The 15134-nt window shown below is 72.8% G+C and carries 17 protein-coding genes; 5 read left to right on the top strand and 12 right to left on the bottom strand.

The window, feature by feature from the left end:
- Positions 1–143 precede the first annotated feature (143 nt).
- Together ACFXJ5_RS24620 and ACFXJ5_RS24615 are read right to left on the bottom strand one after the other, a co-directional pair.
- On the bottom strand, positions 144–1103 hold the full coding sequence (locus ACFXJ5_RS24620; RefSeq protein WP_384634874.1) for a PAC2 family protein: 960 nt from the start codon (positions 1101–1103) through the stop codon (positions 144–146).
- A 158-nt stretch (positions 1104–1261) separates the two neighbouring features.
- Positions 1262–2359 (bottom strand): hypothetical protein, encoded by a 1098-nt coding sequence (locus tag ACFXJ5_RS24615; protein ID WP_384634870.1) that lies wholly within the window; start codon positions 2357–2359, stop codon positions 1262–1264.
- A gap of 107 nt (positions 2360–2466) precedes the next feature.
- Here ACFXJ5_RS24615 and ACFXJ5_RS24610 point away from each other — a divergent pair, with 107 nt between their 5' ends.
- Entirely contained in the window at positions 2467–3783 is a 1317-nt protein-coding gene (locus ACFXJ5_RS24610; RefSeq protein WP_384634868.1) for an L-fuconate dehydratase, read from the top strand.
- Complete coding sequence (locus ACFXJ5_RS24605) at positions 3780–4553, top strand: SDR family NAD(P)-dependent oxidoreductase (RefSeq protein ID WP_384634865.1); 774 nt, start codon at positions 3780–3782, stop codon at positions 4551–4553. The genes ACFXJ5_RS24610 and ACFXJ5_RS24605 overlap by 4 nt, the downstream gene beginning before the upstream one ends.
- A gap of 9 nt (positions 4554–4562) precedes the next feature.
- On the opposite strand, the gene ACFXJ5_RS24600 is transcribed toward ACFXJ5_RS24605, so the two are convergent.
- From ACFXJ5_RS24600 to ACFXJ5_RS24590, 3 genes are all read right to left on the bottom strand, one after another.
- The gene (locus ACFXJ5_RS24600) at positions 4563–5822 is read right to left on the bottom strand and encodes a patatin-like phospholipase family protein (RefSeq protein WP_384634862.1); all 1260 of its coding nucleotides are present in this window, start codon (positions 5820–5822) and stop codon (positions 4563–4565) included.
- A 55-nt stretch (positions 5823–5877) separates the two neighbouring features.
- Positions 5878–6549 carry a FadR/GntR family transcriptional regulator gene (locus ACFXJ5_RS24595; RefSeq protein ID WP_384634859.1) on the bottom strand — a complete coding sequence of 224 codons (672 nt, stop codon included), beginning with the start codon at positions 6547–6549 and terminating at the stop codon, positions 5878–5880.
- 81 nt (positions 6550–6630) lie between these two features.
- Positions 6631–7392, bottom strand: coding sequence for a nucleotidyltransferase (locus tag ACFXJ5_RS24590; protein ID WP_384634856.1), 762 nt, complete (start codon positions 7390–7392; stop codon positions 6631–6633).
- Between the two features lie 62 nt (positions 7393–7454).
- On the opposite strand from ACFXJ5_RS24590, the gene ACFXJ5_RS24585 reads away from it, so the two are divergent.
- Together ACFXJ5_RS24585 and ACFXJ5_RS24580 are read left to right on the top strand one after the other, a co-directional pair.
- On the top strand, positions 7455–8030 hold the full coding sequence (locus ACFXJ5_RS24585) for a GNAT family N-acetyltransferase (RefSeq protein ID WP_384634853.1): 576 nt from the start codon (positions 7455–7457) through the stop codon (positions 8028–8030).
- Positions 8030–9037, top strand: a complete 1008-nt coding sequence (locus tag ACFXJ5_RS24580) for a hypothetical protein (RefSeq protein ID WP_384634850.1) — start codon at positions 8030–8032, stop codon at positions 9035–9037. Before ACFXJ5_RS24585 ends, ACFXJ5_RS24580 begins: the two co-directional genes overlap by 1 nt.
- On the opposite strand, the gene ACFXJ5_RS24575 is transcribed toward ACFXJ5_RS24580, so the two are convergent.
- The 6 genes from ACFXJ5_RS24575 to ACFXJ5_RS24550 are packed head-to-tail and all read right to left on the bottom strand — an operon-like array spanning position 9002 to position 13644.
- Positions 9002–9220: a hypothetical protein gene (locus ACFXJ5_RS24575; protein WP_384634848.1), complete on the bottom strand. Its 219-nt coding sequence runs from the start codon at positions 9218–9220 to the stop codon at positions 9002–9004. The two genes, ACFXJ5_RS24580 and ACFXJ5_RS24575, sit on opposite strands and share 36 nt — an antisense overlap.
- On the bottom strand, positions 9204–10250 hold the full coding sequence (locus tag ACFXJ5_RS24570; RefSeq protein WP_384634845.1) for a lysylphosphatidylglycerol synthase transmembrane domain-containing protein: 1047 nt from the start codon (positions 10248–10250) through the stop codon (positions 9204–9206). Before ACFXJ5_RS24570 ends, ACFXJ5_RS24575 begins: the two co-directional genes overlap by 17 nt.
- On the bottom strand, positions 10247–11110 hold the full coding sequence (locus ACFXJ5_RS24565) for an SAM-dependent methyltransferase (protein ID WP_384634842.1): 864 nt from the start codon (positions 11108–11110) through the stop codon (positions 10247–10249). The genes ACFXJ5_RS24570 and ACFXJ5_RS24565 overlap by 4 nt, the downstream gene beginning before the upstream one ends.
- The gene (locus ACFXJ5_RS24560; RefSeq protein ID WP_384634839.1) at positions 11107–12231 is read right to left on the bottom strand and encodes a glycosyltransferase family 4 protein; all 1125 of its coding nucleotides are present in this window, start codon (positions 12229–12231) and stop codon (positions 11107–11109) included. The genes ACFXJ5_RS24565 and ACFXJ5_RS24560 overlap by 4 nt, the downstream gene beginning before the upstream one ends.
- Positions 12228–12626, bottom strand: coding sequence for a 6-pyruvoyl tetrahydropterin synthase family protein (locus ACFXJ5_RS24555; RefSeq protein WP_384634836.1), 399 nt, complete (start codon positions 12624–12626; stop codon positions 12228–12230). Before ACFXJ5_RS24555 ends, ACFXJ5_RS24560 begins: the two co-directional genes overlap by 4 nt.
- A gap of 4 nt (positions 12627–12630) precedes the next feature.
- Positions 12631–13644, bottom strand: coding sequence for a dehydrogenase (locus tag ACFXJ5_RS24550; protein ID WP_384634886.1), 1014 nt, complete (start codon positions 13642–13644; stop codon positions 12631–12633).
- 46 nt (positions 13645–13690) lie between these two features.
- On the opposite strand from ACFXJ5_RS24550, the gene ACFXJ5_RS24545 reads away from it, so the two are divergent.
- Positions 13691–14524, top strand: coding sequence for a CDP-alcohol phosphatidyltransferase family protein (locus ACFXJ5_RS24545; protein ID WP_384634833.1), 834 nt, complete (start codon positions 13691–13693; stop codon positions 14522–14524).
- Here the strand turns inward: ACFXJ5_RS24545 and ACFXJ5_RS24540 are convergent.
- Positions 14415–15098 (bottom strand): RibD family protein, encoded by a 684-nt coding sequence (locus tag ACFXJ5_RS24540; protein WP_384634830.1) that lies wholly within the window; start codon positions 15096–15098, stop codon positions 14415–14417. The genes ACFXJ5_RS24545 and ACFXJ5_RS24540 overlap by 110 nt on opposite strands.
- Positions 15099–15134 lie beyond the last annotated feature (36 nt).

Below are 15134 nucleotides of genomic sequence, written 5' to 3'. Positions count from 1 at the left end.
GGGGGGTGGGCACCGGGCCGCCCCGGGTTTTACCCCGGGGGGGGGGCCCGCGGGCGGGGGCGTGGCGGTTTGGCCGGGTCCAGGGGGGGGGGGGCCCGCCCGGCGGGGCGGGCCCCCACCGCCGTTCAGTCTGTTCAGCCTGCTCAGTCCTCGTCGGGCTCGTCCTCTTCCGGCTTCGTCTCGCGCGGCGGCTGCGGGGGGCGGTCCCGCAGGTACGGTCCGTCCATCGGCTCGCCGCTCTGGGTGGCGTGGCCGGGCGAGCCGGGCTCGCGGCGGCGCAGGTAGCGCTCGAACTCGCGGGCGATGGCCTCGCCGGAGGCCTCGGGGAGCTCGGCGGTGTCGCGGGCCTCCTCCAGGCTCTGGACGTACTCGGCGACCTCGCTGTCCTCGGCGGCGAGCTGGTCGACGCCGACCTGCCAGGCGCGGGCGTCCTCGGGCAGCTCACCCAGCGGGATGCGCAGGTCGAGGAGGTCCTCCAGGCGGTTGAGCAGGGCCAGGGTCGCCTTGGGGTTGGGCGGCTGCGACACGTAGTGCGGAACGGCCGCCCAGAGGCTGACGGCGGGGATGCCGGCGTGGGTGCAGGCCTCCTGGAGGATGCCGACGATGCCGGTGGGGCCCTCGTACCGCGACTCCTCCAGGTTGAGCGCGGCGGCCAGGTCCGGGTCGGAGGTGACGCCGGTGACCGGGACCGGGCGGGTGTGCGGGGTGTCGCCGAGCAGCGCGCCCATCACCACCACCATCTCGACGCCCAACTCATGGGCGTAGCCCAGGATCTCGTTGCAGAACGACCGCCAGCGCATGCTCGGCTCGATGCCGCGGACCAGCACCAGGTCGCGCGGCTTGGGGCTTTCGATACGGACGACGGAGAGCCGCGTGGTGGGCCAGGTGACCTTCCGTACGCCGCCGTCCAGCCAGACCGTGGGCCGGTTGACCTGGAAGTCGTAGTAGTCCTCGGCGTCGAGCGCCGCGAAGACCTCGCCCTTGAACTCCCGGTCCAGATGTCCGACCGCCGTTGAGGCGGCGTCCCCGGCGTCATTCCAGCCTTCGAACGCGGCCACCATGACCGGGTCGATCAGCTCGGGCACACCCTCGAGCTCGATCACCCAGCGCCTCCTTCCGGCCGGAGGGGGAGTATCGCCGCCCCCACCGGCTGTCGTACTTTCGTCGCTTCACGTGCGGCACCAGCCTACGGCTTCCGGGGGCCGGTGCCGCAGCCCCCGTAGGGGGATGATCCCCACAGTCATCGGACGTACGCGTCCGGTCACGTCTTGCCCCACGAAGAGCGGTATGCGGCCCAATCCTCCTCGGTCGCGGTGAAGTCGACATAGAGCGCCAGTCCGAAACCCTCACGGCCCGCATCGTGCCGTGCCAGCCCGAGCCGCGCGCCACGCACGGCCGCGGTGACCGTCTCGGCGTCGGCGTGGTGCCCCATGGTGTCCTCGTGGTAGGCGGGCAGTCCGATCAGCAGATCCGTACCGGGCGGGGTCACTTCGAGGGCCAGGGCGGTCTGTTGGGCCACGTAGCCGCCGTACAGGCTCTCCAGCGGCATCGCGGTGTCGTACGCCATCACCGCCACCTGGTCGACCCGGCGGGCGACCTGGCCGAAGTACTTCTGGGTCCACCACTTGGGGTGGTTGAAGAGGGCCCCGGACGGGGAGTGCAGACCGGGGAGCGGGTCGATCTGGTGCGTCGCGACGGAGAGCGGGGCGCCGCGTGCGGCCGTCACGCGGTGAGTGGCGTCGAGCAGGTCCAGAAAACCCTGGTCGCCCGAATACATCGGCTCCAGGTCGAAGTGGACGCCGTCGAAGCCCACGTCGAGCGCCTGCGCCGCGCTCGCGCCGATACGGGAGCGGGTCGCCGCGTCGTCCAGCCGCAGCCCGGGCGAGCCTCCCCCAGACTCCGTCCGGGGGGACCCCCACGACACGATGTCCCCCAGCCAAGCCTGCACCCGCACCCCGGGGAGGGCGCGGTGCACCTCGCGGACCAGCCACGTGGCGTCGGGGTAGAGGGAGGCGTCCAGGCTCCCGTCGTGCGCCAGCGGCCCGGTGTGTACGTACAGGTCGTGGATCCCGGTGCCCTGCACGCGGTGGACCAGGGCCGCCAGATCCGCCGCGTCCCGGCGGCCGTCGACCCATGCGTGGCCGAGCCATACCGCGTCCCGGCCGCGCGTCAGGCCGGCGGCGTCGGGGTCGCCCGCGTACTCCAGCCGCAGGGAGACGCCGATGGCTGTCGCCGAGAGCAGCACCGCCAGGGCGAGGGCGAGTGCGCCCCGGCGCGCCCAGCGGAGGGCGCGGCGCCTTCGGGGCTGTCCCTTGCCGTTTCGCCCCTGCGAGGTCGCTGCTTCTTCGTGGTCAGACATCCGATCCTTCTCCCCCCATCCGCTGCCGACCTCTGGACCCGGCGGCATTCGTCACGCTATACATCGGATGTAAGGTGGGTCATCCGACGTATCAAGGCGGAGTGCGTATGAGTCCGACCATCACCCGCGTCGAGGTGATCGACGTCCGATTCCCCACCTCGGAAGAGCTCGACGGCTCGGACGCCATGAACCCCGACCCCGACTACTCCGCCGCCTATGTCGTGCTCCGCACCGACGCCCCCGGCGGACTGGAGGGGCACGGCCTGTGCTTCACGATCGGCAGGGGAAACGATGTCGTCGCCGCCGCCATCCGGTCGCTCCGACCCTACGTGGAGGGGCGCACCGTCAGCAGCGTGACGGGTGATCTCGGCAGTCTGTACCGCGAGCTGACGCATGACTCCCAACTGCGCTGGCTGGGACCGGAGAAGGGCGTGATGCACATGGCGGCCGGGGCCGTGGTCAACGCGACCTGGGACCTCGCGGCCAAGGAGGCCGGAAAGCCGGTGTGGGAGTTCCTGGCGTCGATGACGCCGGAGGAGATCGCCGACCTCGTCGACTACCGCTACCTGACGGACGCGCTGACCCGCGACGAGGCCGTGGAGATCCTGCGCGCCGCCGAACCGGGCCGGGCCGGGCGCACGGCGCGGCTGCGCGAGCAGGGGTATCCGGCGTACACGACGTCGCCGGGCTGGCTGGGCTACTCCGACGACAAGCTGGTCGCACTGGCGAAAGAGGCCGTCGCGGCCGGCTTCACCCAGATCAAGCTCAAGGTCGGGGGCAGCCTCGACGACGACATCCGCCGGATGCGACTGGCGCGCGAGGCCGTCGGCCCGGACGTCCGGATCGCCGTCGACGCCAACCAGCGCTGGGACGTGGACACCGCCGTTGCCTGGATGACGGCACTCACCCCGTACGACCCGTACTGGATCGAGGAGCCGACCAGCCCGGACGACATCCTCGCGCACGCCGCGATCCGCGCCGGGCAGCCGGTCAAGGTGGCCACCGGCGAGCATGTCGCCAACCGTGTCGTGTTCAAGCAGTTGCTGCAGGCCGGGGCCGTGGACTTCGTACAGATCGACGCGGCCCGGGTCGCGGGGGTCAACGAGAACATCGCGATCCTGCTGCTCGCCGCCAAGTTCGGCGTGCCGGTGTGCCCGCACGCGGGCGGGGTGGGGCTGTGCGAGCTGGTGCAGCATCTGGCGATGTTCGACTACGTGGCGGTGTCGGGGAGTTGGGAGGGCCGGGCGATCGAGTACGTCGACCATCTGCATGAGCACTTCACCGACCCGGTGGTCGTGGAGAACGCCCGATATCGCCCACCGAGCGCGCCCGGCTTCTCGGCCGCCATGCACCCCGAGTCCGTCGCCGATCACCGCTATCCCGAAGGGCCCGTCTGGCAGGCCCGGCCGGGGGCAGGCCGATGACATCCAACGCGGACTTCGCAGGCCTGAACGCGGTCGTCACCGGCGGTGCCTCCGGCATCGGCGCGGCCACCGCCGTGCTGCTCATGGCGCGCGGCGCGCGGGTCGCCGTCCTGGACCGGGACCCGTCGGCCGCACCGGCCGGGGCCCTGCGGCTCAAGGCCGACGTGACCTCGGACGAGACCGTACGGGCCGCTGTGGCCGACGCGGCCGAGGAGTTCGGCGGACTGCACATCGTCGTCAACAACGCGGGCATCGGCGCGATCGGCACCGTCGAGGACAACGCCGACGACGAATGGCACCGCGTCCTGGACGTCAACGTCCTCGGCATGGTGCGCACCAGCCGCGCGGCGCTGCCGCACCTGCGGCGGGCGGCGGCCGAGGGCCGGAACACCTCGATCACCAACACCTGCTCCATCGCCGCCACCGCCGGCCTGCCGCAGCGCGCCCTCTACAGCGCGACCAAGGGCGCCGTGCTCTCCCTGACCCTGGCCATGGCCGCCGACCATGTCCGGGAGGGGATCCGGGTCAACTGCGTCAACCCCGGCACCGCCGACACGCCGTGGGTCGGCCGGCTGCTCGACCAGGCCGACGACCCCGACGCCGAGCGCGCCGCGCTCAACGCCCGCCAGCCCCTGGGGCGGCTGGTCGGCGCGGACGAGGTCGCCGCCGCCATCGTCTACCTGGCCGGCCCCGCCGCCGCGAGCGTCACCGGGACGGCGCTGGCCGTGGACGGCGGCATGCAGGGGCTGAGGCTGCGCCCGGCCACGTAGCCGGCACCGTCACAGGTCCACCCACACCGGCAGGCTCGCGCCGGTCAGCACCTCCGGGTGGAACCGGGTCAGGGCCGCGCCGGTCAGCCACCAGCCGCGCTGGACCAGGCGGTGGCAGATCTCCAGCGGGAAACGGTCGAAGGAGGTCTTGTACTCGGCCAGCTCGATCCGCCACTCCGGATGCTCGTCCCGGTCCGCCCACTCGGGGGCGATGTGGTCCGGCCCGAAGGTGGTCGCCAGGCCGAAGAGCACGCCCTGGCGGCCCCAGGACGGGGGCTCCTGGCCGGCGCGTACGGCCTGCTCCCAGGCCTGGAAGCGGTCCACCATGTCGCGGGCGCGCAGCGCGGTGGACTGGCGGTAGAGCAGCGAGTTGGCGCGGGAGAGGTCCCGGATGACCGGGATACGGCCGTAGGCGGAGCCGGTGTGGAAGAGGCCGCCGGCGTTGACCCCGATCAGCAGGGTCTGCGGGAGGTCGTCGACGGCCTCCAGGCCGGAGTTGTCGTACGCTCCGCCGTCCAGGAGCTTGATCACCTGGCCGTTGGCGCAGGGGAAGTCGACCCCGCGCAGGGTGAAGGGCGCGAAGAAGCCGGGCACGGCGGCGGAGGCGGCTGCCGCCTGTGCCACCCGGATCCCCGTGCCGGCGGTGCTGACCTGCCCCACCACCCAGTCGCCGACCCGGTCGCGCTCGAAGCCGAAACGGACACCGCTGGTGAAGGACGCGGCGTTGAAGACGAAGCGGCAGGACGGCGACAGGCTCTCCAGCTTCCGCCGCCCCAGGAACCACTCGTCGAACTGCTCGGCCAGCAGGTCGGTCCGGGACGTGTGGGGACTCGCGGTACGCCACAGTTTCCGGGCGAGCGTCCAGGTCAGGGACTTGGCGCTGATCCGCTCCACGAACGGCCGGACGACCAGTTCGTCCAGGGCCTCCGGCGCGAACTCCCGCTTCTCCAGCTCCTCGTAATGGCAGGCGAACAGGGAGTTGGCCACCGACCCGCCCGATACGGAGGACACATACCGCACCTGCGGCAGCAGCCCGGCCTGGGCCAGGAACCGCAGTATCCCCAGGGCTGTCAGCGTCGCCCGGAAGCCGCCGCCGGAGAACGCCAGAGAAAGGGCGGGCGCGCGCGGCGGATCGGGCGGAGGCGGCTGCCGGGGCATCCGCACCGCGCAGGCCGTGATCAGGTCGTTGGCGGCGGCGCCGGTCGACTTGGAGGTGAGAGGCGACTTGGAGGTGAGGGGCGACCGGGTGGCCGTCGCGTTCCGTGGCATCGTTTGCACAACCCCCGTTGGTGATAAGGGGAAGTCAATCTACAACGGCCGACTTCTACAACGACGACCGCAGCCACTGCTCCACGCTGGCGATGTGCACCGTCGCCCACGAGCGCGCCGCCTCCGTGTCCCGGTCGCGCATCGCGGCCAGGATCGCCCGGTGCTCGTGCAGGGTGCGGCTCACCGCGTCCTCCTGCGTGATCCCGCGCCAGATCCGCGCCCGGGTGGTCGGACCCGACAGCCCGTCAAGCAGCGAGCACAGCACGGAATTGCCCGAGGCCTGGACGATCCCCCGGTGGAACTCCAGGTCGGCGGCGACCAGTTCCTCCACCGACGGCTGCTCGCCCAGCGCGTCGAGCTGCGCGTCCAGCACGTCCAGGTCGGCGCCGGGGATCCGGGCGGCGGCCAGCGCGGTCGCGGCGGGCTCGAGGATCCTGCGTACGGCGAGGAATTCCAGCACCGTGTCGTCCCGGTGGAAGTCCACGACGAAGCTCAGCGCCTCCAGGAGGAGCTGCGGGTCAAGGCTGGTGACATACGTGCCGTCGCCCTGCCGGACGTCCAGGATCCGGATCAGCGACAGCGCCCGCACCGCCTCGCGCAGCGAGTTGCGGGACAGGCCCAGCTCGGCGGCGAGCTCGCTCTCCTTGGGAAGCCGGTCGCCGGGGCGCAGCGCGCCGGAAACGATCATGCCCTTTATCTTCTCGATCGCCTCGTCGGTGACCGCCATGAGCGACCTCCTTTCCCTTTTCCGGACTCGCCGCGCCGCCGTGGCCGCACTGCCGAGCCAGACCTCCGATGTATCGGTCCATTATGCCCCGGCGAGCGTCCGATCGATTCCGGCTCGGACGAACGTCCTGGCCAGCCACGCCCTCCGCAGCCGCCACCCCCACGACACCGGCCGCTCCGGCCCGTACCGGCGGGCCCGGATGTCGGCGATCACCTCTTCCGGCGCGCCCAGCTCCGCCAGCACCTCCAGCGCCTCGCCCTTGGTGATCAGCCGTCCGTCACGCAGCGTCACCGCGGCCCTGGCCAGGGTCACGGGACCGAGGTCCACCCAGATGTCGCGCAGCCAGTTCGTGGACTTCCTGCGGTCGGTGGCCGGCCGCCAGTATCCGGCCAGGTCGGCCCGGACGAAGGCCTTCAGCTCCTCGTCGCCGACCGGCGGCAGCAGCTCGGCGGGGGAGGGGCCGCACAGGGCGCGGTCGCCGGTCAGCAGCTCGCGCCGGGCGACCGGGGTGACCGGGCGCTCGAAGAGGTGGCCGTGGGCGAAGGTCACATGCCGCAGGGCGGTGTCGGCGAGCCGGGACCGTACGAGATAGCTGCAGTGCAGCGATGTCGCCTGCGGGAACTCCTCGATGAGCCGCCGGTGCAGGCGCGTCACCTCGTCCTTCTGCCTGCGGTTCAGCTCCGCGTCCACCACCGCGATCATGTCGAGATCGCTGCGCCCCGGCTGGTAGTCGCCCATCACCAGCGATCCGTGCGCCCAGAGGGCGACCAGCGGGACGGCGGGCCCGAGCCCGGTGAGGAAGCGGTCGAGAAGCTCGGAGGTCCGGTCGTCATCGTCAGCCATGGCGGTGACTATCGCATTGAAATCCTTGGACAGGACGGCGTTACGGCTGCTTCCGTTGCCCCATGACATCGATGTGGACCGGGCAGCGGGTACGCCTGCGGGGGATAGAGCCGGAAGACTGGGAGCAGTTCCGGGAGTTCGACGCGGACTCGGACATCCAGCGCAAGGGATTCGTCGTCCTCCCGCCGCGCTCGGACGAGGTCCACAAGGCGCGGGCGAAGGAAAGCGCGGAGACGCAGCACAAGGCGGACGACTACGAGTTCGTGCTGGCGGTCGAGTCCCTGGACGAGGGCGTGCTGGTCGGATCGATCAGCACGCACCATGTCGACATCCGCGCCGGCCGCTTCGAGTACGGGATCGGGCTCGGCGGCCAATACCACCGGCGCGGCTACGCCTCGGACGCCGTACGGATCCTGCTGGCCTTCATGTTCCGCGAGCGGCGGTTCCACAAGTGCGAGGCCGCGGCCTGGTCGTTCAACGCCCCCTCGATCGCCTTCCACCTCGGCTTCGGGTTCAGGGAGGAGGGGCGGCTGCGCGAACACGACTTCGCCGACGGGCGCTACTACGACGAGGTCCTGTTCGGGATGACCGCCGAGGAGTTCGCCAAGCTCTACCCGGGCCCCTCTATCCTGGCCTGATGCTGAGGGGGATATGGCTGGGCGGGACGGTCGCGCTGACGCTGGGCTGCTACGTGGCGAGCATCGCGCTCGCCCCGGCCGGCTCGGCGCAGCCGGTGCCGGCGCTCGGCGGGCTGCTGTTCCTGGGCACGTCGGTGCACGTCGCCACGACCGCCTGGTTCTGGAGCGTGCCCGAGGTGCGCGGCCACATGCTGGCGCGGCGCGGCCGTTACGTACTGGCCCCGGTCGCCCTGGTCGTCGGCACGGCGGTGCTCGCGGCCGCCGCGTCGCCCCGGGCCTTCGTCTGGATCCTGCCGGTCTTCCTCGCCTGGCAGTTCTTCCACTTCCAGAAGCAGAACCTGGGCCTGGCCGCGCTCAGTGCCACCGCCTACGGCGCCGGCCGCCTCGACCGCGGGGAGCGGGCCTGCGTCACCGCCGCCGGGGTGGCCGGGATCGTGGCGCTGCTCTCGCGGCCCGAACTGCTGCAGCTGACCGTGGACCTGCGGCTGCGCTTCCTGTTCCCACCGGCGGCCATCGCCTACTCGGCGGCGGTCGGGGCCGGTTGCGTACTGCTGCTGCGCCGCAGGCGGCCCGGCGGGGCCTTCGTGGCGGTGTACGTGATGTCGCTGCTGTTCTTCCTGCCGGTGTTCCTCTTCGCCTCGCCGTACGCCGCCGTCGCGGGCCTCACCGCCGCCCACGGCTACCAGTACCTGCTGATCATGGCCCTGGTCGCCGGCGGTGGCAGGCCCGGGCTGTCGCGGCTGGTCAGCCTGGCGCTGCTGCTCAACATCGGCCTGCTGCTCGGCACCGTACTCAACCTCGCCTCGCACCTGCACGACTCATCCGCCGCCGGGCGCGCGCTCTACGGCGCCTACCTGGGCGCGGTCATGGCCCACTTCGTGATCGACGCCGGGCTGTGGCGGCTGCGGGACGAGTTCCCGCGCCGCTTCCTCACCCGGCGCCTGCCCTACCTCCTCGGTGCGGGACGGCCCTCAGCCGCCGCCGCACCCGCCGACCGCGTTCACTGACGGGGCGACCAGCACGACCAGCCCGACGGCCACGACACCGAGCGCCAGCAGCACCAACAGCCCGACCAGGAGCCTGCCGCGGTTGCGGGGAGCCTCGTCGGCCCCGGCGGCGTCCTCCCTGAAGGGCCACCCGTCGTCCACGGGCTCGGGCTCCGCCGTGCTCATCTCAGGCGCCAACGCCATCCTGACTCCCCTGCTCGGATACTGATGTTCGATACCACTGGGACGCCATAGTGCCTGTTCGGGTTCCTGAAGGGGAAGCCGTCCACCGGCACTTGTCGGCGAACGCCCTGATGCCGGGGAGAGCCAGCACCACGACCCCCGGGAGGCTGGCGACGAGGGTGAGCACGCCGTACACCACGGCGGTGGCGAGTCCCTGACCGGCACCCAGGCCCGCCGCGCCGAAGGCCAGCGTGGAGGCCGCCTCGCGGGGCCCCCATCCGCCGATGTTCACCGGCAGGCCCATGACCAGCAGCGCCAGGACCGTCGGGGGGACCAGCGCGGCGAACGGCGCCGGTGAGCCCGCGACGCGTGCCGCGACGAGGAACAGGGCCACGTGGCCGACCAGTCCCGCCGCCGACAGCAGGATCACCCCCGGCCAGGTGCCGCGGGCCAGCAGTCCCTTGCGTACGTCGGCCAGCCCCCGGGCGAAGGCACGGCGTCCACGCGAGGCCCCCCGCCGGCGCAGCACCCACGCCCCGAGGAGGACCAGGACGGCGACAGCGGTCAGCACGACGGCCAGGACCGCGCCGCTCGGCAGGAAGTGGCCGGCCATGGAGGTGACCAGGGCGGGCCGGGTGAGCAGTACCGCTGCGCCGAGAGCGAGGACGACCACCTGGCCCGCGGCCCGTTCGAGGACCACGGCGCGCACCCCCCGGCCCACGTCACCGGTGCGACGGCCGTGCCTCACGGCGCGGTCGACGTCACCGAGCACACCGGCCGGGAGCACCGCGTTGAGCAGCAGCGCGCGGTAGTAGTCCGACACGGCCTTCGCCAGCGGCAGGCGCAGGCCGAGGCGGCGCGCCACGAGGCACCAACGCCAGGCGCTGAAGACAGTGGTGAGCAGGCCGATCGCCACCGCCGCGAGGATCGATCCGCCGTCGATGACGCGCAGCCCGTCGACGAACGCGGTGGCGCCCATACGCCAGACGAGCGCGCCGAGGATGCCCACCCCGATCAGCAGCCGCAGCCAGGGCCATATTCGCCGCGTCACCGTGCCCCACCTCCCGGCGTCCCCGGCAGGGCCAGCAGATCGCTGTGCCCGACCCGTACGCGCAGCTCACCGGCCGCGCTCGCGCCGAACCGGCGGTCCAGATACGCGTCCCCCTCGGCCGCGAGGTCCGGCCGCTGCTCGCAGGCCGCACCGACCCAGCCCCGCAGCCATTCCCGCGCCAGTTCGCCCTGGTCCGCGCCGAGCCGCCAGGGGCTGGGCCGGGTCAGCAGCCGGGCACCGCGGCGTTCGAACGCCTCGGTGGCGGCGGTGACCGCGTCAGGCCCGAGCAGTTGGCGTCCACCGGACTCACGCCGCTGGTGGGCGTCGAAGGCGGCGGCGACCCCGGCATCGAGCGGGTCGGCCGGGTCGAGCTCGACGCTCCCCACGACCGACAGGGTCAGCAGCGCCGGGCAGCCGGCCCCGACGCACGCCTCGGCGAGCGCGTCGACCTCGCCGAGGGTGAGCAGGTCGAGCAGTGCCGACGCGGTCACCAGCGAGGTCCCGGCGAGGTCCGAGGCCCGCAGCCGGGTGAGATCGCCCTGGCGGGTCTCGACCGTGACCGGGCCGCCGTCCCCGTCGGTCAGACCGGCCAGGCTCGCGGCCGCCAGCGAGAGCAGCCGGGGGTCACGGTCATGCAGGATCCAGTGCTGCGGACCGGGCAGTTGACCGGTGAGCCACCGGCCCAGCGATCCGGTGCCGCAGCCCAGGTCCCGGACGACCAGCGGCCCGGCGCCGCGCTGCGCGCTCTCCAGGTGGGCCCGCAGCGGGTCGAGCAGCGCGGCCGAACGGGCGGCGGCGTCGGCGTCCTCGCGCAACGCCAGCCATTGCGGGCTGAAGGCGGGTGCCTGCGATGCACTCACGACGACCCCTCCCGCAGCAGATCCAGTACCGCGTCCATGCGTTGCGAGACCTCGTCCCATCCTTGGAGCGTGTCGCGCCGCTGCCGCGCCGACGTCCTCAGGCGGTGCCTCAGACCGCCGTCCTCCAGCCAGCCGCGCAACGCCTCGGCGAGCGCCGCGTTCTCGTGCGGGGGTTCCTGCGCGGGCACCAGCACCCCCGGCAGGCTGCCGTCGGGCGCCCTGCCCAGGGCGTCCGGTACGCCGCCCGTGGCCGTCGCCAGCACCGGAATCCCGCGCATCAGGGCTTCGGTCACCACCATGCCGTACGTCTCGGCGCGGGACGGCAGCACCAGGAGGTCGGCCGCCGCGTACGCCGTCTCCAGGGGTTCGCCGGTCAGGGGTCCGGCGAGTCGCACGCGGTCACCGAGACCGTGCTGGGCGATGAGCTCCCGCAGGCGCGCGACGTACTCGGGGTCGCGGCCCAGTGGTCCGACGCAGACGCAGCTCCACGGCAGGTCCGCGACGGCTGCCAGCGCCTCGACGAGCCGGTCCTGCCCCTTGCGTGGGGTCACCGAGGCGACGCACAGCAGCCGTGACGCGCCGTCGGTGCCGGGCGCCAGCGGCGCAGGGTCGGTGCCCGGCGTGACGACGTGCACCCGGTCCGCGGGGAGGCCGTGGTGCTCGGCCAGGCGGCGCGCGGCCCAGGGGCTGGTCGCCACCACGAGGCCCACGCCGCGCAGGGTTTCCCGCTCCAGGGCGTCCAGTTCGGTGGCGAGCGCGGGCGTCAGCCCTGTCTCGTCACCCAGCGGCAGGTGCACCAGCACCGCCACGCGCAGCCTGCGCGCCTGCGGGACGACGATGTCCGGGACACCGCAGGCGACCAGCCCGTCCAGGAGGACGACGGCACCGTCGGGCAGAGCTGCGAGCGACCGGGAAAGGCGCCCGCGCGCGAAGGCGTCCGGCCGTGGCCAGGCCCCCGGTACGGCGATCTCCCGCACCGGGCGGCCGGCCGCCGCGAGGCCCTCGTTCACGCGCCGGTCGAAGACATTGCCGCCGCTGGGCGCGGTCACGTCGTCGACGTCGCCGGGAACGACGACGTGCACCGAGGCCACGTCCGAGGCGGTGGCGCCGCCGGCGGTCACAGCGGCCGCTCGTAGCTCGCCCAGGCGACATGCGACTCGTGCAGGGTGACCGCGATCGTGGTCAGCCCGCGCGCTCCCTCACCGAGCGCTCCGGCACCCACCCGGTCGGCGAGCCGGTCGGCGATGACCTTGGCCAGGTATTCCGTCGAGGTGTTGATACCGGCGAACGCGGGCTCGTCGTCCAGATTGCGGTAGTTGAGGTCGGCGAGTACGAGGCCGAGCTCCTGGGTGGCGAGTCCGATGTCGACGACGATGTTGTCGGCGTCGAGCGCCTCACGGCGGAAGGTCGCGTCCACCAGGAACGTCGCGCCGTGCAACCGCTGTGCGGGGCCGAAGACCTCGCCGCGGAAGCTGTGGGCGACCATGACGTGGTCGCGAACGGTGACACTGAACACGGGCCTACCCTCCAGGGCGGTGAACCGCCCCACGGTGCTGAGCCGGACGATAGGCAATACGGTGGCACAGCCCGGAAAGTTCACCGTCGGCGACGAGGGCCATGATCCGGGGCAGATCCTCGAAGTCGCTTTCGCCGGTGATCAGCGCGTCGAAGCGGGCATCGGCGAGCAGCCGCAGGGCCAGGGACATCCGGTCCCCGAAGCCGCGGCGGGTCCGCCGGTTGGGCGACACGGTGCCCACCTGGCTGCCGCGCACGACCAGCCGGCGGGAGTGGAACGCCTCGCCCAGCGGAACGCTGACCCGTCGGTCGCCGTACCAGCTCAGTTCGAGGACCGTGCCCTCGGGCTCCAGCAGTTCCAGGGACCGGGCGAGCCCCTCCTCGGTGGCGCTGGCGTGCACGACGAGGTCACACCCCGGCTCCGCCTGCTCCGGCTGCGCGAAGCCGACGCCGAGCGCCTCCGCCACGGCCGCCCGCGCGGGGTCGACGTCGACCAGCTGGACCCTGGCCCCGGGGATCCCGGCGGCCACCGCGGCGACGCTGCAGCCGACCATCCCGGCACCGACGACGGCGATCCGGTCACCGATCAGCGGGCCGGCGTCCCACAGTGCGTTCACCGCGGTCTCCACGGTCCCCGCCAGCACGGCCCGCGCCGGAGGCACGGCGTCCGGCACGGGAGTCACCGCGTCGGCCGGGACCACGTACCGGGTCTGATGCGGATAGAGGCAGAAGACGGTGCGGCCGAGCAGTTCCGGCTGCCCGTGCTCCACCACCCCGACGTTGAGGTAGCCGTACTTGACCGGCGCGGGGAAATCGCCGTCCTGGAAGGGCGCCCGCATCACGTCGTACTGGCTTGTGGGCACCCCGCCGCGGAAGACCAGGTTCTCGGTCCCGCGGCTGATCCCCGAGTAGAGGGTGCGCACCACGACCTCGTCCGGCCCCGGCTCCGGGAGGGGGACGGACCGGACCTCTCCCTCGCCGGGGGCACGGAGCCAGAAAGCTCGTGCCGAACGCTCCACCGGTTTCATGCGTACTCCTGCGTGACGGCGACTTTCAGGGGACGTGATGACCGTACGATCCGAACAGCGCAACGGCTCAACGGGGCGGGATCAAGCCGTCGCGGCGGCCGCCCAACTCGTCCTGCTGGCCCTGCTGGGGAACTCCGTGGGCCTGAGCCCGGTGGGCCGGCTGACCGGCATCGCCTACGCCGCGGGCCTCTGGGCCTTTCTCGACACCGCGCTCCGCCGATCGGGGACCCGCTCGCTGGGACCGGCCGACCGCGTCACGCTGGCCCGGGCCGCGCTCGTCGGGGGCGTCACGGCCCTGGTGGCGGCCGGTGCGGGGCAGGGCGTACCGCTCACCTGTCTGGCGTCGGTGGCACTGGTCCTCGACGCGGTGGACGGCCGGGTCGCCCGGCGCACCGGGACGGTCTCGCCGCTGGGCGCCCGCTTCGACATGGAGGTCGACGCCTTCCTCATCCTGGTGCTGAGCCTCCGGCTGGCCACGTCGCTCGGGGCGTGGGTGCTGGCGATCGGGGCCATGCGCTACGCCTTCGTCGCGGCCGCCTGGGTGATGCCCTGGCTGCGGTCGGCGCTGCCACCGAGCTTCGCGCGCAAGACGGTGGCGGCGGTGCAGGGGATCATCCTGGTCGTGGCATGCTCGGGGGTCTGCCCCCGCCCGGTCGCGGCGCTCATCACCGCGTCGGCGCTCGCGTCGCTCGTCTGGTCCTTCGGGCGCGACATCGGGTGGCTGTGGCGGAACACGGCCTCGGCCCGCCGTCCCCGTCCGGTCAGTCGCCGTGTCGCGGGAGGTAGCGCAGCAGCACCACGTCGCCGATCTGCCGTGCCTCTGTCAGTGTCATACGCTGCCCGGGGCCCTGTGGGAACACAGCCGGATTGACCATCCGCGGCGCGTCGGCCTGGCCGACGAAGAACGGGGCGTAGACGAGGTGCAGCTCGTCGACGACCCCGGCCGCGAGGAACATGGTGTGGACCGCGCCGCCGCCTTCGACCATGAGGCGCTCGACCCCGCGCTCGGCGAGATCGGCCAGCACGGCGCGTACGTCCAGCGGATCGCCCGCGCCGATGACGACGGAGACCGATCCGAGGCGGTCGCGGACCGTGGCCAGCGCACCGGTGCTGGTGTAGACGAGCTTGTCGTTGTCCCCGGTGGTGAAGAACCTGGCGGCGGGGTCCAGCTTGCCGCTCTCGGTCAGGGTGACCTTGATCGGCGTCGGCGGCAGCCCCGCGCGTATGCGCCGCTGTTGCCGCGCCTGGGAGCACACCAGCAGCCGGGGGTCGTCCGCCCGTATGGTGTTGGCCCCCACGAGGATGGCGTCGACCCCGGCTCTGACCTCGTCGACCCGGTCGAAGTCCTCGTCGTTCGACAGCAGCAGGCGGTCCGTACTCGTGTCGTCGAGACAGCCGTCGAGTGAAGCGGCGACCGACAGCAGCACATGCGGGCGCGATCTCATGGGGACAATGATCCCTCTCACCGCCCGGCGTGGGTG

This window comes from Streptomyces sp. NPDC059373 (genome assembly GCF_042751495.1).
Lineage (GTDB): Bacteria > Actinomycetota > Actinomycetes > Streptomycetales > Streptomycetaceae > Actinacidiphila.
The sequence above is the reverse complement of the archived record's forward strand: the minus strand, read 5'-3'. Positions and strand labels throughout refer to the sequence as shown.

Coding starts and splice junctions, on each gene's coding strand:
- ACFXJ5_RS24590 (WP_384634856.1), bottom strand. CDS start 7,392: ATGGCTGACGATGACGACCGGACCTCCGAGCTTCTCGACCGCTTCCTC.
- ACFXJ5_RS24595 (WP_384634859.1), bottom strand. CDS start 6,549: ATGGCGGTCACCGACGAGGCGATCGAGAAGATAAAGGGCATGATCGTT.
- ACFXJ5_RS24585 (WP_384634853.1), top strand. CDS start 7,455: ATGACATCGATGTGGACCGGGCAGCGGGTACGCCTGCGGGGGATAGAG.
- ACFXJ5_RS24575 (WP_384634848.1), bottom strand. CDS start 9,220: ATGGCGTTGGCGCCTGAGATGAGCACGGCGGAGCCCGAGCCCGTGGAC.
- ACFXJ5_RS24545 (WP_384634833.1), top strand. CDS start 13,691: ATGACCGTACGATCCGAACAGCGCAACGGCTCAACGGGGCGGGATCAA.
- ACFXJ5_RS24540 (WP_384634830.1), bottom strand. CDS start 15,098: ATGAGATCGCGCCCGCATGTGCTGCTGTCGGTCGCCGCTTCACTCGAC.
- ACFXJ5_RS24600 (WP_384634862.1), bottom strand. CDS start 5,822: ATGCCACGGAACGCGACGGCCACCCGGTCGCCCCTCACCTCCAAGTCG.
- ACFXJ5_RS24615 (WP_384634870.1), bottom strand. CDS start 2,359: ATGTCTGACCACGAAGAAGCAGCGACCTCGCAGGGGCGAAACGGCAAG.
- ACFXJ5_RS24580 (WP_384634850.1), top strand. CDS start 8,030: ATGCTGAGGGGGATATGGCTGGGCGGGACGGTCGCGCTGACGCTGGGC.
- ACFXJ5_RS24610 (WP_384634868.1), top strand. CDS start 2,467: ATGAGTCCGACCATCACCCGCGTCGAGGTGATCGACGTCCGATTCCCC.
- ACFXJ5_RS24605 (WP_384634865.1), top strand. CDS start 3,780: ATGACATCCAACGCGGACTTCGCAGGCCTGAACGCGGTCGTCACCGGC.